Annotated in this window: 29 protein-coding genes; 21 read left to right on the forward strand and 8 right to left on the reverse strand. The window is 41.0% G+C overall.

The genetic code is table 11. From position 1 onward, the window contains the following. Window positions 1-89: 89 nt before the first annotated feature. From V7P40_RS03305 to V7P40_RS03315, 3 genes are read right to left on the reverse strand one after another with little or no spacing between them, the layout of a single operon-like run. Complete coding sequence (locus V7P40_RS03305; RefSeq protein ID WP_333784549.1) at window positions 90-1,118, reverse strand: bifunctional oligoribonuclease/PAP phosphatase NrnA; 1,029 nt, start codon at window positions 1,116-1,118, stop codon at window positions 90-92. A gap of 36 nt (window positions 1,119-1,154) precedes the next feature. Next, a complete protein-coding gene (gene lpdA, locus V7P40_RS03310; protein ID WP_333784550.1) occupies window positions 1,155-2,549 on the reverse strand; it encodes a dihydrolipoyl dehydrogenase in 1,395 nt (464 codons plus the stop codon). Further along, window positions 2,539-2,748, reverse strand: a complete 210-nt coding sequence (locus V7P40_RS03315) for a hypothetical protein (protein WP_333784551.1) — start codon at window positions 2,746-2,748, stop codon at window positions 2,539-2,541. Before V7P40_RS03315 ends, lpdA begins: the two co-directional genes overlap by 11 nt. Before the next feature lie 49 nt (window positions 2,749-2,797). Here V7P40_RS03315 and atpB point away from each other — a divergent pair, with 49 nt between their 5' ends. The 14 genes from atpB (at window position 2,798) to V7P40_RS03385 (ending at window position 13,684) form a co-directional block, all read left to right on the forward strand. Then, the gene (gene atpB / locus V7P40_RS03320; RefSeq protein WP_333784552.1) at window positions 2,798-3,457 is read left to right on the forward strand and encodes a F0F1 ATP synthase subunit A; all 660 of its coding nucleotides are present in this window, start codon (window positions 2,798-2,800) and stop codon (window positions 3,455-3,457) included. A 26-nt stretch (window positions 3,458-3,483) separates the two neighbouring features. Beyond that, on the forward strand, window positions 3,484-3,786 hold the full coding sequence (gene atpE, locus V7P40_RS03325) for an ATP synthase F0 subunit C (protein ID WP_333784553.1): 303 nt from the start codon (window positions 3,484-3,486) through the stop codon (window positions 3,784-3,786). Window positions 3,787-3,820: 34 nt separating this feature from the next. Further along, window positions 3,821-3,967 (forward strand): 50S ribosomal protein L34, encoded by a 147-nt coding sequence (gene rpmH / locus V7P40_RS03330; protein ID WP_333784554.1) that lies wholly within the window; start codon window positions 3,821-3,823, stop codon window positions 3,965-3,967. Next, entirely contained in the window at window positions 3,964-4,170 is a 207-nt protein-coding gene (gene yidD, locus V7P40_RS03335) for a membrane protein insertion efficiency factor YidD (RefSeq protein ID WP_333784555.1), read from the forward strand. The genes rpmH and yidD overlap by 4 nt, the downstream gene beginning before the upstream one ends. Then, window positions 4,170-5,663, forward strand: a complete 1,494-nt coding sequence (locus tag V7P40_RS03340) for a YidC/Oxa1 family insertase periplasmic-domain containing protein (RefSeq protein ID WP_333784556.1) — start codon at window positions 4,170-4,172, stop codon at window positions 5,661-5,663. Before yidD ends, V7P40_RS03340 begins: the two co-directional genes overlap by 1 nt. After that, window positions 5,660-6,574, forward strand: a complete 915-nt coding sequence (rfaD, locus tag V7P40_RS03345; protein WP_333784557.1) for an ADP-glyceromanno-heptose 6-epimerase — start codon at window positions 5,660-5,662, stop codon at window positions 6,572-6,574. The genes V7P40_RS03340 and rfaD overlap by 4 nt, the downstream gene beginning before the upstream one ends. After that, window positions 6,571-7,590: an ATP-binding protein gene (locus V7P40_RS03350; RefSeq protein ID WP_333784558.1), complete on the forward strand. Its 1,020-nt coding sequence runs from the start codon at window positions 6,571-6,573 to the stop codon at window positions 7,588-7,590. The genes rfaD and V7P40_RS03350 overlap by 4 nt, the downstream gene beginning before the upstream one ends. A gap of 20 nt (window positions 7,591-7,610) precedes the next feature. Next, window positions 7,611-8,291, forward strand: a complete 681-nt coding sequence (gene phoU / locus V7P40_RS03355) for a phosphate signaling complex protein PhoU (RefSeq protein WP_333784559.1) — start codon at window positions 7,611-7,613, stop codon at window positions 8,289-8,291. Further along, window positions 8,291-8,905: a dTMP kinase gene (tmk, locus tag V7P40_RS03360; protein WP_333784560.1), complete on the forward strand. Its 615-nt coding sequence runs from the start codon at window positions 8,291-8,293 to the stop codon at window positions 8,903-8,905. The genes phoU and tmk overlap by 1 nt, the downstream gene beginning before the upstream one ends. A gap of 10 nt (window positions 8,906-8,915) precedes the next feature. Continuing rightward, window positions 8,916-10,370 carry a glycogen/starch synthase gene (locus tag V7P40_RS03365; RefSeq protein ID WP_333784561.1) on the forward strand — a complete coding sequence of 485 codons (1,455 nt, stop codon included), beginning with the start codon at window positions 8,916-8,918 and terminating at the stop codon, window positions 10,368-10,370. Next, window positions 10,360-10,830 carry a D-glycero-beta-D-manno-heptose 1-phosphate adenylyltransferase gene (gene rfaE2, locus V7P40_RS03370; protein WP_333784562.1) on the forward strand — a complete coding sequence of 157 codons (471 nt, stop codon included), beginning with the start codon at window positions 10,360-10,362 and terminating at the stop codon, window positions 10,828-10,830. The genes V7P40_RS03365 and rfaE2 overlap by 11 nt, the downstream gene beginning before the upstream one ends. 95 nt (window positions 10,831-10,925) lie before the next feature. Continuing rightward, complete coding sequence (carB, locus tag V7P40_RS03375; protein WP_333784563.1) at window positions 10,926-12,599, forward strand: carbamoyl-phosphate synthase large subunit; 1,674 nt, start codon at window positions 10,926-10,928, stop codon at window positions 12,597-12,599. A gap of 18 nt (window positions 12,600-12,617) precedes the next feature. After that, window positions 12,618-13,259 (forward strand): site-2 protease family protein, encoded by a 642-nt coding sequence (locus V7P40_RS03380; protein WP_333784564.1) that lies wholly within the window; start codon window positions 12,618-12,620, stop codon window positions 13,257-13,259. Further along, on the forward strand, window positions 13,256-13,684 hold the full coding sequence (locus V7P40_RS03385) for a hypothetical protein (protein WP_333784565.1): 429 nt from the start codon (window positions 13,256-13,258) through the stop codon (window positions 13,682-13,684). Before V7P40_RS03380 ends, V7P40_RS03385 begins: the two co-directional genes overlap by 4 nt. Here the strand turns inward: V7P40_RS03385 and V7P40_RS03390 are convergent. Continuing rightward, window positions 13,676-14,158, reverse strand: a complete 483-nt coding sequence (locus tag V7P40_RS03390; RefSeq protein ID WP_333784566.1) for a bifunctional nuclease family protein — start codon at window positions 14,156-14,158, stop codon at window positions 13,676-13,678. The two genes, V7P40_RS03385 and V7P40_RS03390, sit on opposite strands and share 9 nt — an antisense overlap. Before the next feature lie 35 nt (window positions 14,159-14,193). On the opposite strand from V7P40_RS03390, the gene V7P40_RS03395 reads away from it, so the two are divergent. Genes V7P40_RS03395 through V7P40_RS03420 form a run of 6 tightly spaced genes read left to right on the forward strand, consistent with a single transcriptional unit; the run spans window position 14,194 to window position 19,584 of the window. Further along, complete coding sequence (locus V7P40_RS03395; protein ID WP_333784567.1) at window positions 14,194-14,844, forward strand: ABC transporter ATP-binding protein; 651 nt, start codon at window positions 14,194-14,196, stop codon at window positions 14,842-14,844. Next, window positions 14,825-15,649, forward strand: a complete 825-nt coding sequence (gene nadC / locus V7P40_RS03400; RefSeq protein ID WP_333784568.1) for a carboxylating nicotinate-nucleotide diphosphorylase — start codon at window positions 14,825-14,827, stop codon at window positions 15,647-15,649. The genes V7P40_RS03395 and nadC overlap by 20 nt, the downstream gene beginning before the upstream one ends. A gap of 10 nt (window positions 15,650-15,659) precedes the next feature. Further along, window positions 15,660-17,339 (forward strand): alpha-glucan family phosphorylase, encoded by a 1,680-nt coding sequence (gene glgP / locus V7P40_RS03405; RefSeq protein ID WP_333784569.1) that lies wholly within the window; start codon window positions 15,660-15,662, stop codon window positions 17,337-17,339. Between the two features lie 4 nt (window positions 17,340-17,343). Next, window positions 17,344-18,234 carry a ferritin-like domain-containing protein gene (locus V7P40_RS03410; protein WP_333784570.1) on the forward strand — a complete coding sequence of 297 codons (891 nt, stop codon included), beginning with the start codon at window positions 17,344-17,346 and terminating at the stop codon, window positions 18,232-18,234. Next, the gene (locus tag V7P40_RS03415) at window positions 18,227-18,790 is read left to right on the forward strand and encodes a D-sedoheptulose 7-phosphate isomerase (RefSeq protein ID WP_333784571.1); all 564 of its coding nucleotides are present in this window, start codon (window positions 18,227-18,229) and stop codon (window positions 18,788-18,790) included. The genes V7P40_RS03410 and V7P40_RS03415 overlap by 8 nt, the downstream gene beginning before the upstream one ends. Further along, window positions 18,787-19,584, forward strand: coding sequence for an NAD(+)/NADH kinase (locus tag V7P40_RS03420; RefSeq protein WP_333784572.1), 798 nt, complete (start codon window positions 18,787-18,789; stop codon window positions 19,582-19,584). The genes V7P40_RS03415 and V7P40_RS03420 overlap by 4 nt, the downstream gene beginning before the upstream one ends. Here the strand turns inward: V7P40_RS03420 and V7P40_RS03425 are convergent. Genes V7P40_RS03425 through V7P40_RS03435 form a run of 3 tightly spaced genes read right to left on the reverse strand, consistent with a single transcriptional unit; the run spans window position 19,519 to window position 22,029 of the window. Then, window positions 19,519-20,595, reverse strand: coding sequence for a PHP domain-containing protein (locus tag V7P40_RS03425; protein ID WP_333784573.1), 1,077 nt, complete (start codon window positions 20,593-20,595; stop codon window positions 19,519-19,521). The genes V7P40_RS03420 and V7P40_RS03425 overlap by 66 nt on opposite strands. After that, on the reverse strand, window positions 20,592-21,773 hold the full coding sequence (gene trpS, locus V7P40_RS03430) for a tryptophan--tRNA ligase (RefSeq protein ID WP_333784574.1): 1,182 nt from the start codon (window positions 21,771-21,773) through the stop codon (window positions 20,592-20,594). Before trpS ends, V7P40_RS03425 begins: the two co-directional genes overlap by 4 nt. A gap of 55 nt (window positions 21,774-21,828) precedes the next feature. Continuing rightward, window positions 21,829-22,029, reverse strand: coding sequence for a protein kinase (locus V7P40_RS03435; RefSeq protein WP_333784575.1), 201 nt, complete (start codon window positions 22,027-22,029; stop codon window positions 21,829-21,831). Between the two features lie 154 nt (window positions 22,030-22,183). Between V7P40_RS03435 and V7P40_RS03440 the strand changes: the two genes are divergently transcribed. Beyond that, complete coding sequence (locus V7P40_RS03440; protein ID WP_333784576.1) at window positions 22,184-23,278, forward strand: S41 family peptidase; 1,095 nt, start codon at window positions 22,184-22,186, stop codon at window positions 23,276-23,278. Here V7P40_RS03440 and V7P40_RS03445 read toward each other — a convergent pair. Next, a complete protein-coding gene (locus V7P40_RS03445) occupies window positions 23,235-23,747 on the reverse strand; it encodes an AAA family ATPase (protein WP_333784577.1) in 513 nt (170 codons plus the stop codon). The two genes, V7P40_RS03440 and V7P40_RS03445, sit on opposite strands and share 44 nt — an antisense overlap. Window position 23,748: the final 1 nt, after the last annotated feature.

The raw sequence follows: 23,748 nt of genomic DNA on the forward strand, positions 1-23,748 counted from the left end.
AATGGAAAGCTCTTTTAAGTTTTATTTCTTTCTCAAAACTTCTTGCTTGGCTCCGAATAGTTGAAACTTCTCAACTCAAACTCAAGAAACTACTCAAATGGTACCGACGGCATAGAAAAATTTAATTTAGGTAAAAACTTTCCAATACCTGGAGTGGAATAAAGCTCCTCTTTAATTGCTGATAGTAGTATGTCTAAGGCGTGTTGATAATCGGTGGTTTTTATCTTACAACCGCTTGCGTATTTGTGCCCACCACCGCCCAGTCTTTCCGCAACTTTTGCCACATCTACCTTTCCCTTAGACCTTAGAGAAACTTTAAAAACTCCCTCATCTGCTTTTTCTATCAGAGCAAAGGCTACTTCCACACCCTCTATAGACCTGGGATAATTCACCAAACCCTCGCTGTCTGAATATTCTGTGGCTGTCTCTTTGAAAAATCTATCAAATACAGTTATACCGGCTACTAAACCATCCTCGTAGCAGGCTAATGTATCAAGAACCTTTGATATAAGCCTTATCTTGTTTAAGGATTCCCTTTCGTTAAACATAACAAAGGTTTTGTGCGGATCTGCACCCAACTGAACCAGCTCCTTAGCCATTTCAAACACCTCTGAGGTGGTATTAGAGTACCTGAAAAATCCAGTATCTGTTGCCAAACCGGCGTAAAGACACTGAGCTATTTCTGCGTCAATACTATCCTTATCCCAATACTTTAGAAGGTTATATACCAGACTTGCAGTAGATGGGGCGCTATGGTCTATGTAATCAAATTCTCCGTAAAATTCACCACCTATGTGATGGTCTATTCGAACCTTCTTTATTGCCTTCACCTCTGCTCCCACCCTGTAAAAACCAGAAGCGTCGGACACTATGGCAAGGTTAAAAATTTCATCGGTTGGAAGCCTGATAACTTCCTCCGCACAGGGCAGAAAATCAAGAGAGTGAGGCACCCTGTCCTTACACCCAACCTTCACGTTTTTCCCTTTCTTCTTCAGAAAAATGTAGAGTGCTAACGCACTTCCAAGGGTATCTGCATCTGGGTTTTCGTGGCATGCTATAAGTATGGAACCCTCTTCTTCTCTGATCAAGTCAACCAAGGGTATGGTTTCTATTTTCATCTCCAAGCACCTCCGAAAGATATTAAATATAACATCCTAACCTTTCCTTATCCATGTCATCGGACCATAGTAAACTTCCATAGCAGATTGAATTATAGACTCTGACAAAGATGGATGAGAAAAAACAGCCTTGGCGAGGGAATCCACACCCATACCAGCCTTCATGAGATGGATCACTTGATGCAAGAGCTCTCCTGCATGCGGCCCTAAAATGTGGCATCCCAATATTTTACCCGTATGATCATCCACCACCAGTCTGACAAATCCCTCATCTTCCCCATCGTCCATGGCTTTTGGGTTTGACATAAAGGATACCACTCCCACCCGATAATCGTAACCCTCGTCCTCAGCCTGATCTTCCGTTAGACCCACAGACGCAATCTCGTAAGCACTGTAAATAACCTTTGGTATTAGGTTTTCGTTTCTTCTCCAATCACCGTTCCCAAGCATGTGACTAACTGCTACCTTTCCCTCGTACATCGCTTTGTGAGCAAGCATCAAAGGTGAGGTTATATCCCCACAGGCATAGATGGTTTTTATAGAAGTCTGACAGTACTCATTTACCTTAACAAAACCTTTCCCATCCTTTTCCACACCCACCTCTTCCAGACCTATCCCTTCTGTGTTTGGTTTTCTCCCAATGCCTAAAAGGATACAGTCCACCTCCACTACCGAACCATCGGATAGATTGACCTTTAGCCCCTCCTCCTCCGAATAGCTTAAGATGTGAGTTTTTAGTCTAACATCCACTCCCAATCTTTTAAGTTTTCTTGCAAGATATCTGGAGGACTCCTCCGGTATGCTCGGGTAAGGAAGTAGCCTGTCCATAATTTCCACCACGACCACATCCACTCCATACATTCGGTATATGTAGGCAAATTCCACACCTACCGCACCACCACCCACAATAAGCATACGCTTTGGAAAGTCCTTTAAACCCCATATCTGGTCCGTGTTAAATATCCTTTTGCCGTCAGGCTTTAGATTTCCAAGAGATGTACAAGAGGAGCCAGTAGCCAAAAGTATAAACTTTGCCCTTATTTCCCGCTCCTCTCCTTCCACATAAACCGTGTTCGGATCCTTGAGAATACCTCTACCATAAAAGATTCTAATGCCAAGCTTTTCAGCAAATTTTTTAAAGTTTTCCCTTATAGTATTCACAACCTTATCCCTACTTTCCGCAAGCTTCTGAGGGTCAAGCTTTAGTCCATCAAAGAGTATGCCGTATTTCTCTCCTTTACTAAGCTTTTCTAAAAGATAGGCTCCGTGTCTCATGTATTTGGAAGGAATGCATCCCCTGTTTAGACAAGAGCCTCCTACTGTTTCTGGTGATAGCTCCACGAAGGCAACTTTCATACCTCTGCGATAAGCGTACAGCCCAGCCTCGTAGCCCCCACTGCCCGCACCTAAGATCACAAGATCAAACTCCATCTTTCCTTTTCCTCCTTCTTTCCTTATATACCTCTTGCCTACACTGTTTTATGACAGTTCTGTACTTATAGTACACGGAAGGCACCTTTATCGGCAGTTTGTAATAACGCTCCAAAAGAAGCATGATCTCCTCTGAGGTAAGGTATCTGTGATTTCTTATCAAGCCCTTTATGTACTTAATTATCTTGGTTTCCTTCATATGAGAATAAGTATATCATTCAAAGTTTATGATATAATATTCCTCCGATATGGAAAGCTTAAGTTTGAAACACGTATACCTTGGTATATTGTCTATGCTAATCTCTATAGTTCTGATTGGTTTGGTTGGTAGGCCTTCCATAAAGCCTACGAAGTTTCAAGCTCTTTGGGAAGGATACGTTAGGTTTGTGCGCAACATGATACTGGAAAATATGGGAGAAAAGGGGCTAAGATATCTGCCGCTTATTTCTTCCATAGGGCTATTTGTGTTCTTCTCCAATCTTTTGGGCATGGTTCCCGGGCTTGAAGCTCCTACAGCTAACGTAAATACAAACTTAGCTCTTGCCTTGATTGTCTTTATCTTCTACAACATAGAGGGTTTTAGATTGCATGGATTGGGATATCTAAAGCACTTTATGGGACCAAATCCATACCTGGCACCTGTTTTCTTTCTCATAGAGGTGATATCCCATCTGGCAAGGCCCATAACTCTAACCTTAAGGCTTTTTGCCAACATGAAAGGCGGTGCCATGCTCTTGGTAGTGCTTGTAGGGCTTGTAATTCAAAACTACTTTATCATGGCTCTTTCACCAATAGCTTTGTTGTTTATAATAGCAATAAAGTTTTTGGCTGTTTTCATACAAGCTTACATATTTATGATACTCTCTGTAGTTTATTTAGCTGGTGCGGTAGCACATGAAGAGCACTAAAAAACTAACAGATAGGAGGTCATAAAATGAGGAAGATACTTCTTCTGAGCTTGTTAGTTCCCGTGTTAGCATTGGCTGCGGAAGCAGGCCAAGGAGAAACGCTCAAGCAAGGGCTTATGTATTTAGGAGCTGGGCTTGCGATAGGCTTGGCAGCTCTGGGCACAGGTGTGGGTATGGGGTATGCAGTTAGGGGCACTCAAGAGGGTGTGGCAAGGAATCCCACCGCGGGCGGTAGGCTCCAAACAATAATGCTTATAGGTTTGGCGTTTATAGAAACTCTTGCTTTGTATGCTCTGTTGGTTGCTATAATACTGCTTTTTGTAAAATAACTTTTAAGGGGGCTTGCCCCCTTGGAGGTAAAGGATGGCTACCCAGAGAAACATAACTCATCTGTCCAACAGAAAAAGAAGGCGCAAAAGTGGCTTTTTGGCTCGTATGTCCTCCAAGAGCGGAAGGAAAATAATAGCCAGGAGAAGGAAGAAAGGAAGGAAGGTGCTGGCACCCAATTGAAGAAGCTCGCAATATACCTGATAAAACTGTGGCAAAGGTTTATATCTCCTCTTTATCCACCCTCTTGCAGGTATTATCCCACTTGCTCTAACTATGCCATCATGGCTATTGAGAAGTATGGACTTTTTAAGGGAAGTCTTAAAGCTTTTTTGCGCATACTAAGATGTAACCCATTTTTTAAAGGAGGAGTGGATTATCCCTAATGCAAAAGCCAGATATTGACACCAAAAATTTGTTCATCATAGTGGTCTTAGCCACACTGTTTATATTTGCTTACCAAGCCTACCTTATCTTCTTTACTACTCAAACATCCCAGCAAACTCAAACTTCTCAGGAAATAAAAAATCCAGAACCTTTGCCACAGCTTATGCTTGGAACTTCCAGGGAGAAGGTAAAACCTTCCAACCTTACAACTTACAAATCTCAGCATTTTGAGTTGGTGCTATCAGAGGAAGGGGGAAGGATAGTAAGCTTTAAGGACCTAAAGTATAACAAGGATTTAATAACAGAAGAAGAAAGAAAACTAAACCTTTATCCCTTGGAAGTCTTCACAGGAGATCCGCAGATAGATAGCGTGCTCAGCTCCGAAAGATACCAGATAAAAATAGAGAAAAACAAGATAACTCTAAGTTTAAACAGGGAAGACTGGAGTTTAGTTAAAGTCCTGGAGGACAAGGGAACTTACTTTAAGGTCAATATAAAAACTAAAAACCTTCCGGCTGTTTTTGTGTCCGCCGGCACCTACGTTAAAGAGGATGAATTCTACACCCATTCTGGTCCTGTAATTAAGTTGGGGGAAAAAACTCTTAGATTGGATATAAAGGACGTAAAAGCTAAGGAATTCATAACTGGAGACATAAAGTTTGCAGGAGTGGAAAGTAGATACTACTATAAGGGCTTTTCAGGAAACATACCGGCGGTTGGTATATACAAACAAGATGAAACAACTTTCCTTTTGGTCAAGGCTGTAGAAGAGCTTAATCTATACATGGGAGCCAAAGAGTATGCTAAGCTAAAACCGCTGGGACTCTCTGATGTGATAGATTACGGATCTCTTAAGCTTATAGTCAAACCTCTTTTTATTTTTATGTATTGGATATACCAAAATCTTCACTCATGGGTTTTCTCTATTCTAGCCTTAACTCTTCTGGTAAGGGTTCTGATGTTTCCCCTAACATACAAAAGCACCCTTTCTATGATGAAGCTATCTGAGCTGGCACCAAAGATGCAACAGCTAAAAGAAAAATACAAAAATGACCCTGCAAAATTCCAAGAGGAGATGATGAAGCTATACTCTGAGGTTGGCTTTAATCCGGCTTCTGGTTGTTTGCCCATACTCTTGCAGATTCCCGTATTCTTTGCACTATATAAGGTTTTAACAATTACCGCCGACTTGCAACTGGAAGGTTTGCTATGGATTCCCAGCTTAGCAGAAAAAGACCCCTTTTACGTGTTACCTATACTCATGGGTCTGACGATGATAGCCCAGCAGTTTATAAGCCCTTCTCCCGAGAAATCCCAGAACCTTGTAATGTACATCTCTGCAGTAATCTTTACCTTTCTCTTTGCTAGCTTTCCTTCAGGACTTGTGCTTTACTGGACATTCAACAACATCATAAGTTTAGCCCAAAGCTACGTAATCAAAAGGCTAACCACAAAACCACAAACTAAACACACTAAAGGTAAGAAAAAATGAGAATACTCATAACTGGTGGGGCAGGCTTCATAGGCTCAAACTTGGCTAAGGAGTTGGAAAAGGTATATCCAAAAGCTAAGGTTTGGGTGTTAGACGATTTCTCATCTGGACACTTTAAAAATCTAATAGGGTTCAAGGGAGAAGTAATAACCGGGGACCTATCGGATCAGTCCCTTTGGGAATATTTGAAGAAAAAAATCAAGTTTGACGTGGTTTTTCACCAGGGTGCTATAACGGATACTACTGTAATGGATCAGGCAAGGATGATGAGAGTAAATGCAGACAGCCTAAGGTATATTTTGGACTGTGTGTTGCACTGGCAGGCAAAGCTTATCTATGCCTCCTCCGCAGGAGTTTATGGCAATAGTCCTTCTCCCATGAAAGAAGGAGAGGGAGAAGTGCCAGAAAATCCTTACGGTTTTTCAAAGCTCATGATGGACAGAATAGCAATGAACTTTTTGGCAGAAAATCCACACATCCAAGTGGTAGGACTAAGATACTTCAACGTGTATGGTCCAGGGGAAAGCTTTAAAGGAAAGTCCGCAAGTATGATTTATCAGCTTTACAGGCAGATGAAGGAGGGGAAAAGGCCAAGGCTGTTTAAGTGGGGAGAGCAAAGAAGGGATTTTGTTTATATAAAGGATGTTGTAAAGGCAAACCTACTAGCTTTGGAAAAGAACATTTCGGGAATATTTAACATAGCCACGGGGCAAGCCCGCAGTTTTAACGAGATAGTATCCATCCTCAACCAAGCCTTAGGCACAAACTTAGAACCAGATTACTTTGACTGTCCCTATGACTTTTATCAAAACTACACTCAAGCTGACATTTCAAAAGCCGCTCAATTACTTGGATATGAACCAAAGTTTAGTTTGGAGGATGGTATAAGGGATTATCTTAAATATCTGTGAATTGGAAAAAGGTACTGAACTCTCTTGAAGAGGGTGTTCTAATAATCAGCGGCTCCAAAGTGCTCTTTGCCAACAATTTTCTCTTGGAAAACCAGATCATCAGGGAAGACTGGGAAGATAAAAACTACTATGAAGCTTTGAAAAGCTTATCCCTTATATCTATAATAAGCAAGGCTTTAAACAATCAAGAATCTTTTTCTGAAGAATTCCAACACATGGAAAGATTTTACAAGGTAAAACCTAAAAGGATAGACGATCTTGTCATCTTTGAAATATACGATATCAGTTTTTTGAGGAAGTATGAACTATCAAGAAAAGAATTTGTAGACAATGCTTCTCACGAACTAAAGACTCCCATATCAGTGATAAAGGGTATATTGGAAACCCTTTTTGAAGAAGAAGACCAAGAGAGAAAAAGAAAGTTTTTAGAGAAGGCTTTAAATAGAGTAAATCAGATGCAAAATTTAGTAGAAGACCTTCTAACCCTTACCAAGCTTGAGTCTGGTAAAGAAAAACTAAATCTTTCTGAGTTCAACCTTAAAGAATTGGTGGATGAAATATACGAAGACTTAAAAGAAGAATTTGCAAAAAGGGAGGTAACTTTTGAGAATTTAGTGGATAGCTCCTTTAAAATTACCGCAGACAGGCAAAAGTTTTATCTTCTCCTTAGAAACTTAATAGACAATGGGGTAAAGTACAACAAAAAAGGGGGAAAGGTCTGGGTGTTCTCAGAAAGGGATAAAGAAAGTTGGATAATAGAGGTAGGTGATACAGGTATAGGCATTCCAAAGGAACACTTGCCTTTTATCTTCGAGAGATTTTATAGGGTGGATAAAGGAAGGTCAAGAGAGGTGGGAGGAACTGGTCTTGGTCTTTCCATAGCAAAGCATATAGTCCTTCTTCATGAAGGACAGATTAAGGTCCACAGTGAGCTTGGCAAAGGAAGTAGGTTTATAGTCATTATACCATTTTCTCTTAACAGAAAATTAACAAAATTAGGGTTATATTATACTTAATATCTGATTAGAGGGCTTATATGAAGTTACATACTGAGCTTGAAGAAACTAAACAGCTGGTTTTGAAAATGGCCGATGCAGTAAAAACTGCAGTGGAAAAGGCTATAGATTCCCTCAATAAACAGGATACCATCCTTGCTGAGGAGATAATAAAGGGAGATGACGTTATAGATCAGTTAGAGGTTGAAATAGAGAGACGTTGCATAAGAATGATAGCTCTATATCAACCAGAAGCTGTAGACCTCCGGCTCATCATGGGCATATACAAGGTAGTCTCTGACTTGGAAAGGATAGGAGATGAGGCGGAGAATATAGCAGAAAGGTCTATCCTATTATCTCAAGAGCCTCCGCTCAAGCCCTATTTAAACTTAACGCTTATGGCAAACACTGTAAAGACAATGATAGAGGATGCAGTGATAAGTTTTTTCCACAGAGATGCAGAACTTGCAAAAAAGGTTATAGAAAGGGACGACATGGTGGACGAACTCTATCATCAATTAGAGAGGGAGCTTATAACCTATGTGATGGAAGACCAAAGGAACATAAAGAGGGCTATCAGTCTCTCCTTCATAGCAAGGCACTTTGAAAGGATGGCAGATCATGCAGAAAACATAGCGGAGATGGCAATATATTGGTCCAAAGGTGAAGTGGTAAAACACCAGCACATAAAAGAAAAAATTGAAGGAGAAACCAAGCAGTAGTGAAAGGCTTTATCATAAGCTTTGAGGGAATAGACGGGTCTGGGAAGAGTACGCAATCAACTAAGCTTTACCAATTCCTAAAAGGACTTGGGTTAGACGTTTCCTTGTACAGAGATCCAGGCTCAACTACTATTGCAGAACAACTAAGGCAAATAGTGCTAGAGAACAACTTAGACCCAATAACAGAGCTACTTGTCTTTGAAAGCGCAAGGTCGAGTCTAGTTTGGGAACACATCCTTCCGGACCTAAGGGATGGGAAAATAATCATAATGGACAGGTTTATAGACTCAACCACCGCCTATCAGGGCTACGGTAGGGAAATAAACTTGGGAACAGTAAGTATTCTAAATCACATAGCCTGTAGGGGAATAAAGCCAAACCTTACTTTTTTGTTGAACGTGTCCTTGGAACTGGCTATGCAAAGGATAAACAACAAAAAAACCAGATTTGAGGACGTTCATTATTTAAAGAGGGTAAGAGAGGGGTATCTTCAAATTTTTCACTCTGAAAAAGAAAGGGACATAGTCCTAATAGATGCTGACAGATCAGAAGAAGAGGTTTTTGAGGACATAAAAAAGATAGCTATAGAAAGGATTGAAAAGGTAATAAAATAGGAGTTCAGCTATGAAAATAGTTATGGTGGCTACCGAGAGCGCACCATATCTAAAAACTGGGGGATTGGGGGACGTTATTCACTCCCTTGCTAAGGTACTCATTAAACTGGGACATACAGTATATGTGATAATGCCTAAGTACACAAAGCTAAGAAGAGAGGTATCAAGAAGAGCAAAAGAAAGGGTAAGCTTATACTTTGACCACAGGTGGCTTACCTTTGACATCTACGAAGATATACTGGACCACGTGAGATACTTTTTTATAGACTACAAGGACTATTACAACAGAGAATACCCTTATGCACCACCTAAGGGGGATTATTACGATAACGCCCTTAGGTTTGGTTTTCTTTGCTTAGCCAGTCTTCAGGCTATAAGAGAGCTAAAACTAGATCCTGATATTATCCACATACATGATTGGCACACGGGACTTTTACCACTATACAAAAATCTTTACTACCATGATTTAGAAAAAGTGCCCGTTGTTTTTACTGTGCATAATGGTATGCATCAGGGCATATTTGACGCTCAATTTTTGCCTTCCTTAAACTTGCCATGGGAAGTATTCCATCCTTACGGTGGGATAGAGTTTTACGGAAAGATAAACTTTATGAAAGCTGGAGTGCTCTTCTGCGATGTTTTGACTACCGTGAGCCCTTCTTATGCAGAAGAGTTAAAGCAGTCTTGCTACGGACTAGAAGGAGTCTTTAGAGAGAAAAAATACTTTTTTGGCATATTAAACGGCATAGACTACGACGTGTGGAATCCAGAGAAGGACCAGCTGATAATTTCAAAATACAACGTAAGAAACTTTAAGAAGGGTAAGCTAAAAAATAAGGCTCATATTAAAGAAATATTCGGTTTAAAAACTGATCACTACAGGCCATTAATAGGCATTGTGGCAAGGCTTACCGCTCAGAAAGGTTTTGACCTTTTGGCTTTGGCTGTGGAAGAGATAATAAAAGAAGAGTTTGACATGATAGCATTGGGCTCGGGAGAAGATAAGTATCAGGAGATACTAATGGAACTAAGCAGGAAGTTTCTAAATTTTAAGGTGCGTATTGAATATTCTGAAGAGTTAGCCCATAAAATATACGCAGGGTCGGATATGTTTCTTATGCCATCCCTTTTTGAACCTTGCGGTATATCCCAGATGATAGCCATGCGTTATGGGACGGTGCCGATAGTTAGGCGTACAGGAGGTCTGAAGGACACGGTGAAGGATGTGCTGGAAGATCCAAAAAACGGCACGGGTTTTAGTTTTGAAGAATACGAGCCTAAGGATATGATGAATTCCCTGCTTAGGGCGAGGGTGTTTTACGATATGGAGTTTTGCAACTCGCACAGGAGATGGTCGGATATTGTAAAGAGATGTATGAAACAGGATTTTTCGTGGGAAAAAAGCGCAAAGGAGTATGAATCTGTCTATTCTACCGCAAGGATGCTAAGGCTCTATGATCATTGAACTGAACGAACTTCTTGGTGTGTTAGAAGATTTAAGGGGGAGGAAAAGGATAGTTTTTACAAATGGATGTTTTGACATACTCCATGCAGGGCACGCAGATTATCTAAAAAAGGCTAAATCCTTGGGAGATGTACTTGTTGTAGGTATAAACTCTGACGAGTCCATAAAAAGAATAAAGGGTGAAAAAAGGCCCATAATACCGCAGCATTTGAGAGCTTTTCTTTTGGACAGTTTAAAACCGGTGGATTACGTAGTAATTTTTGAAGAGGACACACCTTTGGAGCTCATAAAAGCCATAAAGCCAGATATTTTGGTAAAGGGTGCAGACTGGGACTTAGATAAGATAGTTGGTGCAGATTTTGTGCTGTCTTACGGCGGAAAAGTAGAAAGGATAGAATTTTCCTTTGACATTTCTACCACTAAGATCATCGAGAAAATATTGAATCTGAACTGCTTCTAAATTATATTTATCCCTGTGCTAAGCTTTGCTTTTGCTTTGCTCGTTTGTTGAGCCTAAGATTTGTCAGAAGAAGCGGTGATATAATTATACTTTTAATGCCCAAAGATACGTCCATAAGGAAAATTCTAATAATCGGTTCTGGTCCAATAGTAATAGGTCAGGCTGCTGAGTTTGATTACTCTGGCACTCAAGCCTGTAAGGCTCTAAAGCAAGAAGGATACGAGGTAGTGCTGATCAACTCTAACCCAGCTACTATCATGACAGATCCACACATAGCAGACAAGACTTACATAGAGCCTCTTGTTGTTGAGGTAATAGAAGAAATCATAAAGAAAGAAAAGCCCGATGCTCTTCTTCCTACCCTTGGGGGGCAGACTGCCCTTAACTTAGCGGTAAAGCTCTATGAAGAGGGGGTTTTGGAAAAGTATGGAGTTAGACTCATAGGTGCCAACTACGAAGCAATAAAAAAGGGAGAAGATAGGGAACTCTTCAAACAGGCTATGAGAAAGATAGGACTTAAAGTTCCAGAAAGTGCGGTAGTTTCTTCTTTGGGAGAGGGCTTAAAGGCTGTAAAGGAAATAGGCTTTCCGGTTATTCTAAGACCAGCATTTACTCTTGGGGGCACAGGTGGTTCCATAGCCTTCAACGTGGAAGAGTTCAAAGAAAAGCTGGAAATAGCCCTTAGGACTTCTCCCATACATCAGGTGCTTTTGGACAAATCCCTTATAGGTTGGAAAGAATATGAGTTTGAAGTGGTTAGAGACAAAAAGGACAACGTGATCATAGTGTGTTCCATAGAAAACTTTGATCCAATGGGTGTGCATACGGGCGATTCTATAACAGTAGCTCCAGCTCAAACGCTTACTGACAAGGAGTATCAAGTCCTAAGGGATGCATGCATAGAGATTATGAGAGAGATAGGAGTGGATACAGGAGGATCCAACATACAGTTTGCTGTAAGTCCAGAAAACGGAGACTTTTACGTTATTGAGATGAATCCGAGAGTTTCAAGGTCTTCAGCCCTTGCGTCAAAAGCAACAGGCTTTCCCATAGCAAAGGTGGCGGCAAAGTTGGCAGTGGGTTATACCCTGGACGAGCTAAAGAACGAAATAACAAGGCATACGCCCGCCAGCTTTGAGCCTTCCATAGATTACGTGGTTGTTAAAATCCCACGCTTTGATTTTGCCAAGTTTCCAGAGGCGGATAGAACCTTAACCACTATGATGAAGTCCGTGGGAGAAGTTATGGCTATTGGAAGGACTTTCAAAGAAGCTCTGATGAAAGCGGTCAGGAGCTTGGAAATGGACAGATACGGTTTATACATGCCTTCAATAGCCAAACTGCCGGACGAAGAGCTAAGAAATGCCATCAGAACACCAAACCCAGACAGGCTATGGCACATAGCGGAGGGCTTTAGAAGAGGTTTTAGCGTAGATGAAATCTACGAGCTTTCATACATAGACAGATGGTTTTTATACCACATAAAGCAGATAGTGGATTTTGAAAAGGTTCTTTTTGAAAGGCCTTTGGATGAAGAGGTGCTAAGGCAAGCAAAGGAAATGGGCTTTTCTGACAGAGAGATTGCAAGAATAAAGGGCATGTCCGAAGAAGAGGTGAGAGGTCTGAGAAGCTCTTACGGTCTTTTCCCTGCATTTAAAGGGGTAGATACCTGCGCTGGAGAGTTTTTTGCCTACACGCCCTACTATTACTCTTCCTACGAAAGACCATACTATCACATAGACGGCACAGTTCTGATTGACGAAGATTAAGGTTAAAATTTAGTGGCTATGAACGTTCAAGAGCTTGTAATAGCAATCCCAGCAATTATGGTGGCAGTTATACTCCATGAGTATGCCCACGGATGGGTTGCTTACAAAATGGGAGACCCAACCGCAAAGGAGGAAGGAAGACTTACCATAAATCCAATCCCGCATGTTGACCTTTTGGGAACCATAGTTTTTCCAGCTATACTTTTGCTAATTGGTTCAAATATACTCTTTGGTTGGGCAAAACCGGTTCCTGTAAATCCTTTTAGGTTCAGAGACCTAAAAAAGGGAACGTTTTTTGTATCTGTGGCTGGTGTGTGTATGAATTTAGCCTTAGCATCCACCTTTGGACTTTTGTATAGAATCGCAGAAGCAGGCTATTTGGACTTTCTAACTCCGGCGGTGGTCCAACCCCTTGTGATCTTCTTTGTTAAATCGGTGATGATAAACACCGTATTGGCAGTTTTTAACATAATACCAATTCCTCCATTGGATGGCAGTAGGGCGATCATGAGCTTTTTTTCCTTGAAACATTGGGAGCTTTTTTACAGGTTTGAAATGTATGGTTTTCTTATCATTATGCTCCTTCTCTTTACAGGCATTTTGCAAAGGATCATTGCTCCCATTGTGATATTCTTATATGGGGTATTCTTAGGATTATGAGGTCTTGGAGCTATCTGATTCAAGTTAGGGCTTATTCTAAGGAAGGCTTAACAGAAGAATCTGCTTTGTATGTTGTTTCCCTTCCGCCAGACCCAGAACTGCTAAAAAAGGTAGATTTAGAGTGTTATGCGTCCTCTTATCTTCCCATTCAAACGGTTATGGAGGTTGCCCATGCTTACGCAATAGGTACAGACGAGAAGATAGAAAACCTTGATAGGTATTCTCTGCTGGGCTACAGAGAGGACATGGACCTATACATATTCAAAGAAGGAGTAAGTTTTAAAGAAGGACTAACAAAAGTTTTTCTTTTGATATTGGATACACTAAAGTCCAAGAGAGAATACGAAAAAATAGAACCAGTGGTGGATGTGGGCACGCCTCCTTTGGAGCTTATGCTTGAGTGCTTAAAGCTTGCCTCAGCTTAGACCTTTTCCAAAGTCCTCTGGTTTTATGTTCTCCAGCCAATCTTTCAGCTTTTCTTTCTCTTCATCTTCCTCCGGTTTAGGTACCTTTGATTTTTCTATTACAGTTTCTTCCACAAATATTGGGACCGAGAATCTCAGGGCTATGTTTATAGCATCGCTCGGCCTTGAATCAACTACAATAAGGTTGTTTCCTTGAAGTATATGAATTTCTGCGTAGTAAGTGCTATCCCTTAGATCACTTATCACCACCTTATCTACCACTCCTCCCATTTGCAATATAATGTTCTTCATAAGCTCGTATGTCATCGGTCTTGGGGGTTCTACCTTTTGAAGCTCCCGAAGGATGCTGTCCGCCTCAAAAATGCCTATCCATATGGGGAGTATGACATCCTCCTCTTCCTTAGACTTTAGAACCACTATGGGCATTTGGGATACTGGGTCTAAGGTTACACCATGTACCACCATCTCAAACATTTTTTCAACCTCCTCACTATTTAAAATATAAGTCTGTGATCCTCGTTGAGAATCTGTCTAAGGTATATCCAGACGGCACTAAGGCTTTAAAGGGGGTTAGCTTTAAAGTAGCCAAAGGTGAGTTTTTAGGTCTGATGGGACCTTCTGGCTCCGGCAAAAGCACACTGCTTCACATGATAGCTGGTTTAGAAAAACCCACCACTGGAAGGGTTTTTGTAGAAGGGATAGAAATAACCGCTATGGACGAGGATCAGCTCTCTGAATTTAGAAAAAATAACATTGCCTTTATATTTCAGTTTTACTACCTTTTGGAAGACTTCAGCGTTTTGGAAAACTTGACGATTGTGGGGGAGCTGGCAGGCCAAAAGGAACCAAAAAAGAAAGCTTTGGAAGTATTGGAGTTTTTAAGGCTGTCCCACAGAAAGAATCACAAACCTTACCAGCTATCGGGAGGGGAACAGCAAAGAACTGCCATTGGAAGGGCACTTATGTTAGAACCCAAGATCATACTTGCAGACGAGCCAACGGGAAACTTAGACTTAGAAGAAGGTAAAAAGATCTTTGAGCTTTTCTTAGAGCTCAGAAAGCAAAATGGTATAACCTTTATAGTAGCTACCCACAATCAGGAGATGAAAAACTACTTTGACAGGATTTTGAGGTTGAAGGATGGAGTTTTGGAAAATTGATAGGATACTACTTAACTTCTTGGAGGAAGACGTAGGATTTGGAGACATAACCACAGAAACCATATGCAGGGGAGAAAGGGCTAAGGCGGTATTTTTAGCCAAAGAAAAGGGTGTGTGCGCAGGACTTGATTTTTCTATAAGAATTTTTCAACTGCTTGGAGACGTAAAAGTAATAAGAGCTTGGGAGGAAGGAAAGGAGTTCAAAAAGGGGGATGTGCTTTTGGAAATTGAGGGAGATGCACAGATACTTTTGAAAGGAGAAAGGACTGCTTTAAATCTACTTCAGAGACTAAGCGGTATTGCTTTTCTGACGAGGGAGTTTGTCAAAAGGCTTCAAGGAACAAAAATAAGACTTTTGGACACAAGAAAAACTACACCGGGACTTAGATACTTTGAAAAGTATGCGGTAAGGATGGGAGGAGGAACGAACCATCGCTTTGCCCTGTACGATATGGTGCTCATAAAAGACAACCACAAGCGCATAGCAGGAGGTATAGGGGAAGCTATAAGAAGGGTAAAGGAAAGAGTAGGACCTGCTTACAAAATAGAGGTGGAAGTAGAGAGTCTGGAGGAATTAGAAGAAGCCTTAAGGTGGGAAGTGGATATTGTTTTGCTTGATAACTTTAGTCCGCAGATGGTAGAGGAAGCGATAAAGCTAATAAAGGGAAGGGCTGAGGTTGAAGTTTCTGGAAATATAACCCTTGATAACATAAAAGACTACGCTATAGAGGGTGTGGATTATATATCCAGTGGGTCAATCACCCACTCCGCAAGATGGTTGGATATTAGTATGAAGATCTTATAATAACTTTGCTATGATAGCTTACTTTGCAATGGAAATAGGATTGGAAGATAGGATACCTACCTACAGCGGAGGACTGGGCACGCTTGCTGGGGATACACTTTACGCATACGCAGATATTGGAATACCTGCGGTAGGTATAACCCTTCTTTACAAAAAAGGATACGTTTCTCAAAAAATAACTCCAAGCGGTATGCAGTTAGACTTTGACACGCCATGGGACTACAAAAAGATTCTAAAGCCTACTAATCTGCAATTGCAAATAAGCTTTGGGGAATTAGTTCAAGAATTCACCGCTTGGGAATACTCAATAATAGGCAGAGAGGAGATTAAGGTCTTTTTCTTAGATGCAAGTTTACCAAATAACCATCCAGAAATAAGAAAACTAAACGACAGACTGTATTACGACGATGGCATACTTAGACTGCGCCAAGAGATACTCTTAGGAATAGGTGGATACAGACTTTTGAAGGCCCTTGGATACAACATAAGTGTTTATCACATAAACGAGAGCCATTCTGCCTTTTTGGTTGTTGAGCTCATAAAAGAACTTGGAAGTAAAGAGGAGGTTCGTAAGAAGTGTGTCTTTACTACACATACACCCGTGCCTGCAGGACACGACAAGTTTCCGGTGGATATGGTAAAGCAAGAGCTAAAGTCCTACGATCATATAGATTGGGATAAGGAGGCTGAGGAAGGCTTTATAAACCTCTCTAAGCTTTCGTTAAACTACAGCGGAAAAGTAAATGCGGTTTCTTACAAACACATGTTTGTGTCCTCAAACCTCTTCCCCGAATGCTCTGTTTTTTCAGAAGGTTACTGTAAGATGGATTATGTGACCAACGGTGTTTATCACAAAAGGTGGATACATCGGGAAATTCAAGAGCTGTTTAACGAATACATACCAGGCTGGGACGAAAATCCCATCCTTCTTGGACAAGCATACTACATTCCCTCCGAGCTACTCCTAAAAGCCCACATGAGGATAAAGAGTGATCTGGTAAATTTGGTAAATAAGCTAACAGACTCTAGCTTCTCTGACGATGTTTTTACAATATGCGTAGCAAGAAGGGTCACTGCTTACAAAAGGAACAACCTAATACTTTCTGATATAGAAAGGCTAAAATACATAGCAGAGCACAACGGAGATATGCAGATTATCTTTGCGGGCAAGGCACACCCAAAGGACACCTTTGGAAAGGAAATGATAGCAGACATAATCCACAAGTCTAAGAAGCTCAAAGAGATGACCAAAAGCATAAAGGTTGCCTTTTTGGAAAATTACAGCATTGAAATGGCAAAACTTTTGGTCGCGGGGTGTGACGTGTGGTTGAATAATCCAAGAAGGCCTTACGAGGCGTGTGGAACGAGCGGAATGAAAGCTGGAATGAACGGAGTGCTGAATTTTAGCACCTGGGACGGCTGGTGGTTGGAGGGAGGCATTGAAGGTATAAACGGCTGGGGTATTGGTCCAAAGCCAAAGTGGGATGATCTTTCTGAGTCAAACGATAAAGAAGACTTAGAGGACATCTATGGAAAATTAGCCCATATAATACTGCCTATGTTCTACCGCAGAAAGGACGAATGGGTAAGGATGATGAAAAACAGCATTGCAACCATAGGACCTTACTTTAATACTTACAGAATGGCTTACGAATACTTAGGTAAAATTTATCAAATTGGTTTGAGGTGAGATCATGAGCAAAAAAGAGCTTATAAGCTTACTACTTTATGATGTTGCCTTAGAACACTCTGCCATAGTGCAGTATCTTTATCACATATTTCTTATAACCGATGCCAACATAACCTCCGAAATAGAAGAGATAGCCAGGCAAGAGATGCGCCACCTAAAGTGGTTTGCCCAAAAGGTAGTTCAGCTTGGAGGAGAGGTAGTCCTTGACAGGTTAGAGGACATGATAATGGTGGGTGGTCCAGACTGGGCAGACATGCTCTCAAAAGATGTGCTTGCGGAAGAGATGGCTATAGAGATATACACAAAGCAGTTGGAGATTGTAAAAGACGACTCGGTGAAAAGGCTCTTAGAAAGAGTCATAAAGGACGAAAACACCCATAGGTTTGAGTTTAGTGAGTTAAGAGACAAGGTTAAAGAGGGGATGATTTGTTACCAAGAAGAAAGACAAAAAGTAGATCCAAAAACCTTAGAGGTGCTCAACAAGTTCCTACAGGAGGAGTATGCAAGCATAATAAAATACCTTTATCAGTTCTTCCACTCAAAGGACATAAACCACAGGGATGTTATGCTTGATGTGGCCATAGAGAGCATGGTGCATATGGGGAAGATAGGAGAAAAGATAGGAGAGCTTGGCGGTATGCCCAATATGAAGACGGACTTCTCACCTATAAAATACAAGAGCATGCAGGAAAGTTTGAAAGAAGATATAGCTTTTGAACAGCAAGCTATGGGTGAGTATGAGAAGGACATAAAAAGCTCAGCAGACCCAGAAATAAAAAGGCTTTTTGAATTTATAGAGCACCAAGAAGAGTATCACAGACATATGCTGCTGGAACTTTTTAAGAAGATGAGAAAACTCACGGTGGGAGATCTGAGAAAGAGCAAAAATGATTGATTTGGTGATAAATTCCTTCAGGGAAAGTGCGGACGTAAAGCTTGCCTTTGTGGAAACTTACGCAGAAAGGCTCTTGGAAGTGGGGAAAATAATAGCCAACGCACTGAAGGATGGAAACAAGGTCTTACTTTTTGGAAACGGTGGAAGCGCAGCGGATGCCCAACACATAGCGGCGGAGATCGTGGGAAGGTTTAAGAAAGAAAGAAAAGCATTGCCAGCTATAGCTCTAACAACCGATACTTCTATACTTACTGCAGTGGGAAATGATTACGGCTTTGAAACCATATTTGAAAGACAGATAGAAGCCCTCTGCATGCCCGGAGACATAGCCATAGGCATAACCACTTCTGGCAATTCAGAAAATGTTATAAGGGGTCTGAGAAAAGCCCACGACCTTGGAGCTACAACTGTAGCTCTGACTGGAAGGAACGGAGGAAAGGTAGTAGATATTGCCCATTATTCTTTTGTAGTCCCATCTTACGACACAGCAAGAATACAAGAATGCCACATAACCATCGGACATGTGCTTTGTGAAATAGTAGAGCATCTTTTATGAAAGTGCTTTTGTTTGTAAAGAACTCTCCCAATGCCTTAGATACAGCGGAAAGTATTCGGAAGTTTTTAGAAGACAAAGGTATTGGAGTAAAAATCTTCATCAACGAGCCAGGGAAAGCTCCAGAAGAAGAGAACTACAAGCTAACCATAGTGATAGGAGGGGATGGCACCTTTTTGGCTGGAGCAAGGTTTTCTGCAGTCCAAGGCATACCTGTTTTGGGCATCAATGAGGGTAAGTTCGGTTTTTTGACGGAGGTTGATAGGGACGAATGCTTTAGTATTATTCAGGAAATTTTGGAAGGAAAGCTAAGACCTCAAAAAAGGATGATGATCTCCGCCTTTGTGGAAGATAAGTTAATAGGACACTATCTTAACGATGTGGTCCTTTCTAAGCTCAGTTTGGCGAGAATGGTGGATGTGGAAGCTTTTGTAGATGGGGAATTTATGGTAAGGGTTTATGGAGATGGTATCTTGCTTTCCACACCAACAGGTTCTACAGCCTACGCACTGTCTGCAGGAGGACCCATAGTCCATCCTTCTTTAGAAACCATTTTGTTTGTTCCCATATGCCCTCACACCCTATCTAACAGACCCGTGTTAATCCCACCCAATTTAGAGATAAGCCTTGTCTCTAGCTCTCCTACCTTCTTGACCCTTGACGGACAGGAGGGAATGGAAGTAGAACCTAAAAAAAAGATCACTGTCAAAAAATCGCCCTATTACTGCACCCTATATACCCATCCCAGAAGAAGCTTTTTCTACATTCTTAGAGAAAAGCTCAGGTGGGGAAGATAAAACAAAAAGCAAAGCTGGTTTTATTCCAAAGTAAATGTTTTTGAGCTTGAAAGAATAAAGAAAACCCACGTATACATTCCTGCCTTCCTCAATCGGTAAGCGTAAATTACAGCCTTGGTAATATCTCTTTGATCTTTCTGTAATATGCAAAGCTAAAAAGTTTTCGTAAGGAGAGAGAACCCTGACATTGGCTCCGTCTTTGTAAGCCAAAAACACCTTTCTCTGGAAGGAGATAAGGTTTAAACCTAATAGCATAGCGTCCAGGAGCTCAGTTGCTGAATTTACGGGCCTGTTGGTTATCAAAAAGTTTCTCATAAGATAGAAAGACTGAGAATAAGAGGGGAAAAGAATTCTTTTGCCTACCTCCCTTACGTAGATTTTGGTGTGGTGGTCCAGTCCTCCCAAGATGGGATTGTTCCAACCCTCTTGGATGTATCTTACAGCATAACTTTTTACATCTATAACCTTCTTTAGAATTTCAAGGGATTTTTCTTTGATAAAGGGATACAGAAGCATTACCGCAGGCAGGAAGAAAAACAGCTTCTTTTTGTCTTCAAGAAGGGCGTCTTTTAGGTCTATTAGTTCCAAAAAATAACCTTCTTTGTTGAGTTTCCACCTGTATTTTTCCTTAAAGGGATGGGCTATGATTTTAAGCTTGCCAATCTCTAAGAGGTCTCCCAGTATCCCGTCTTTGCCATTTATCTTCCTTTCCACTCCAGCAATGGTTTTGTTGTTGCAAAAATGCTTAAAGCTGTCATTATCGTGGTCTGTTATCAGAGCAAAGTCTATACCTTCCCTTTCCATTGCAGAGAAAATGTCTTCTGGTTTTCCCAAAGAGTCGTAAGAAAACTGGGTGTGAATGTGAACTTGGTAAGAATAGACAAAAAGGTTGGGGATTTTCTCAGGCAGGTCATTTACATGCTCAGCCTTTATCCATTTAAAAGGAAAAAGGAAAACCACCAGAATGTAAAGCGCAGATGCAAAGATAATTAAAAGGACAGTATCTATCACAGCTTCATCTTTTCCCTAACTTCCTCTAAGGTTTGTTTTGCAATCTGCTTAGCTCTTTCGGAACCTTCTATAAACACTTCTTTAATGTCTTTAATGGATTTTTCCACCTCCAGTCTTTTTTCCCTTATGGGTTCTAAAAAGCTTTCCAAACCTTCAAACATGATCTTTTTACAATCCACACAGCCTAAGGTTCCGCTCATGCAATCAACCTCTATCTGCTGTGTGGTCTCACTGCTGGTAAATAGGCGATGGTAAAAGAAAACTGGGCATAAGTGAGGTCTTCCGGGATCTCCCTTTCTGAGCTTTTGGGGATCTGTGAAAAACTTCATAACCTTCTGCCTGACCTCCTCCTTTTCATCCGCAAAAAATATGGCGTTGTTATATGACTTACTCATCTTTCTTCCGTCTGTTCCCAAAAGCTTTGGAGTTTCTGTTAGCAATGCCTTTGGTTCTGGAAAGACCTCTCCGTAAAGTTGATTGAATCTTCTGGCAATTTCCCTACTTAGCTCTATGTGCGGAAGTTGGTCTTCTCCCACAGGCACAGCTTCAGCCTTGTATATTAAAATGTCCACAGCCTGCAAAACTGGATAGCCCAAAAAGCCGTATGTGTCCGTATCGTAAAAGTCCTTCCGTGAAACGTTTAACCTGCTTAGTATCTCAGGTTCCAAAAAACCATCAAAGACAGCCCTTATGAAGCTATCAGATAAAGCGTCTAAAAGCACCTCTTCCAAAGCTTCAAAATCAACTATCTTGTATGGGACCTTGGCAAGAAACTCTTTAACTAAGTCTCTCAATCCCCCCTTAAAACTAAGCTCCAAGTCTGAAATCCTCAGAAGGTTTAACTTCATGTCTTTGTAGGTTGGGTTCCACTCAAGCCAGCTTTTTGGCGTGATCATAGAAAAGATGAGAAAGAGTTCTAACTCTTCCTTTACTTGGGATTGGATGAAAAGCGTGCTTTTGTTTGGGTCCAAACCAAGGGCTATCCAATCTATCATTACCTGCTCTATGTTTTCCTTTATTTGCTCCGTGCTTTTGTATCCTGTAGTTAGCGCATGCCAGTCTGCTATCATGTAAAAGGTCTCGTGCTTTTCCTGGAGCTCCAGCCAGTTTTTGATAACGCCAAAGTAATGACCTAAGTGAAGTTTGCCTGTAGGCCTCATGCCACTAAGCACTTTCATAGCAATATCTATTTTAAAAACTTCTTAACTAAGCAACTTCATATCAATCTTTCTCCTAACATAAGGGTGACTTTCCAACAAGCATGATGTTTTCCGGCTTTACATCCCCATGTATATAGCCTCTGCTGTGTAAGAACTCCAACCCTTTGCCTACTTGAAATATTATTTTCAAGGCTTGATCTTCCGAAAGCACTCCAAAGGTGTTTATGTAGTGTTTTAGATTTCCCACATCCATAAGTTCGTATAGTAAAGACAACCCTCCTCTATTATTAGTATCACGTCTCCTTTTTCGTAGGTAGCCATACCCTTAATCAAATATTAAACGCAACGCGAGGGACATTAACATAAACTAAACCACTGGTAAAAATACACAAAGTTTATAATTTCTCTATCTCATGAGCCTACCATTCTTGTTACTATTGCTTTTGGTCTATGTCTCTTACGCCCAGGAACATTGTACAAAAGAAGAGATAGTTTCTAAGCTTAGGGATTATATCTCGCGCTACTATCTGTGGAAGCACAAAATAGACACACTCCCAGAATGGAAGGACGAATCGGATGCTATAGCTTTCCTAAGATCAAAGGGGGATAGATGGACTACTATAACTAAGTTAGAAGACGACAGAAACTGGTATTCTGGATCAAAAATCCTTGGCATAGGCATCAGGTGGGATGAGGACGGCACCATAGTTAAGGTGTTTGACAACTCGCCCGCTCAAAGGGCTGGCTTAAAACCAAAAGACATAATCTATTCAATAAACGGTGAAACTGACAGAAGTAAATGGAGCACGGTCATAAGAAGCACGCCTGCGGACAAACCCGTCAAACTGGTAGTTATTAAAGACGGTATTTTTGTAGAAATGGAGATCTTCAAGGACTATTTTGTCGTAAGTCCCATTGAAGAAAAACGAATAGTACATTTGGGCAACAAAAAATTAGGCTACATCCATCTTGTTAATTTTACCAATCCTGCGGTAAAGGGTTTTGCAGAGGCTCTGCAGTATTTTAAAGAGGAAGGTGTTGATGCCCTGATAATTAACCTAAGCAACAACAGTGGAGGGCTTATATCGGTGGCAAAGGCTATAGCGGACATGCTCATAAGTGGGGAGGGCGTAATGTTCTACTTGGAAAGTTCAACAAACGGTATAAGCGTGTATGAATTTAAAAAGGAGAAAATGCTTGATAAACCCATTTTCGTTATAGTGAACAAAAACACAGCTTCAGCGGCAGAGCTTTTGGCGAGTTTGCTTAGAAGATACGCAGGGGCAATAGTTGCAGGAGAACCAACAGTTGGAAAATACGTTGGGAGTAACATGTATCCTTTGAACGACTGCGGTTTAGTTTTGAGGTTAATCACCTTTGCAATGAAACTTCCAGATGGCAGTTTTGTAGTTGGAGAGAAGGGCTTGGAACCAGACTGTAGAGTAGAAAAAGGTAATTTAGAAAAGGCATTAGATTGTTTTAAGAGTGTGATCGCTCCAGAATCTCTTTCAGCCTCTCCCTAATATAACCGGAGTTTTTTGTAGTATCCAGTATGAAGGCTTCTTGCGGGGGTTCAAAGATTTCTTTTTGTTTTAGGTATATTTCAACGTCCGCATCGGATATGTCTTCCCTTGAGTTAAGTCTTTTTAATATCTCCTCTTCGCTGGCTGTTATCCAGATGAGCACCGCATCGGGAAACTTTTTTAATACCATCTGTCTTTGCCACTTCTTTAGAAAGGTGGCGTCCAAAACTACACTTTTGCCTTGCCTGAGTTTTTCTTCAGCAATCTCCAGCATACGCTCATAGACCTTTCTCGTCCAATCTTCCGCATAGATGCCCTCTGAAAAACCAACCTTTACCTTTTTGGTAAGTTCCAAACCAGCCATTTCTTTCCTTATCTGGTCGCTCCTTATCCACTCAAAACCAAACTCTTTATGCAGAATGTTTGCTACAAAGGACTTTCCACTTCCAGACAGTCCAATTAGAACCACT

This window comes from Thermocrinis sp. (genome assembly GCF_036781485.1).
In the GTDB taxonomy this organism is placed as follows: Bacteria; Aquificota; Aquificia; order Aquificales; family Aquificaceae; genus Thermocrinis.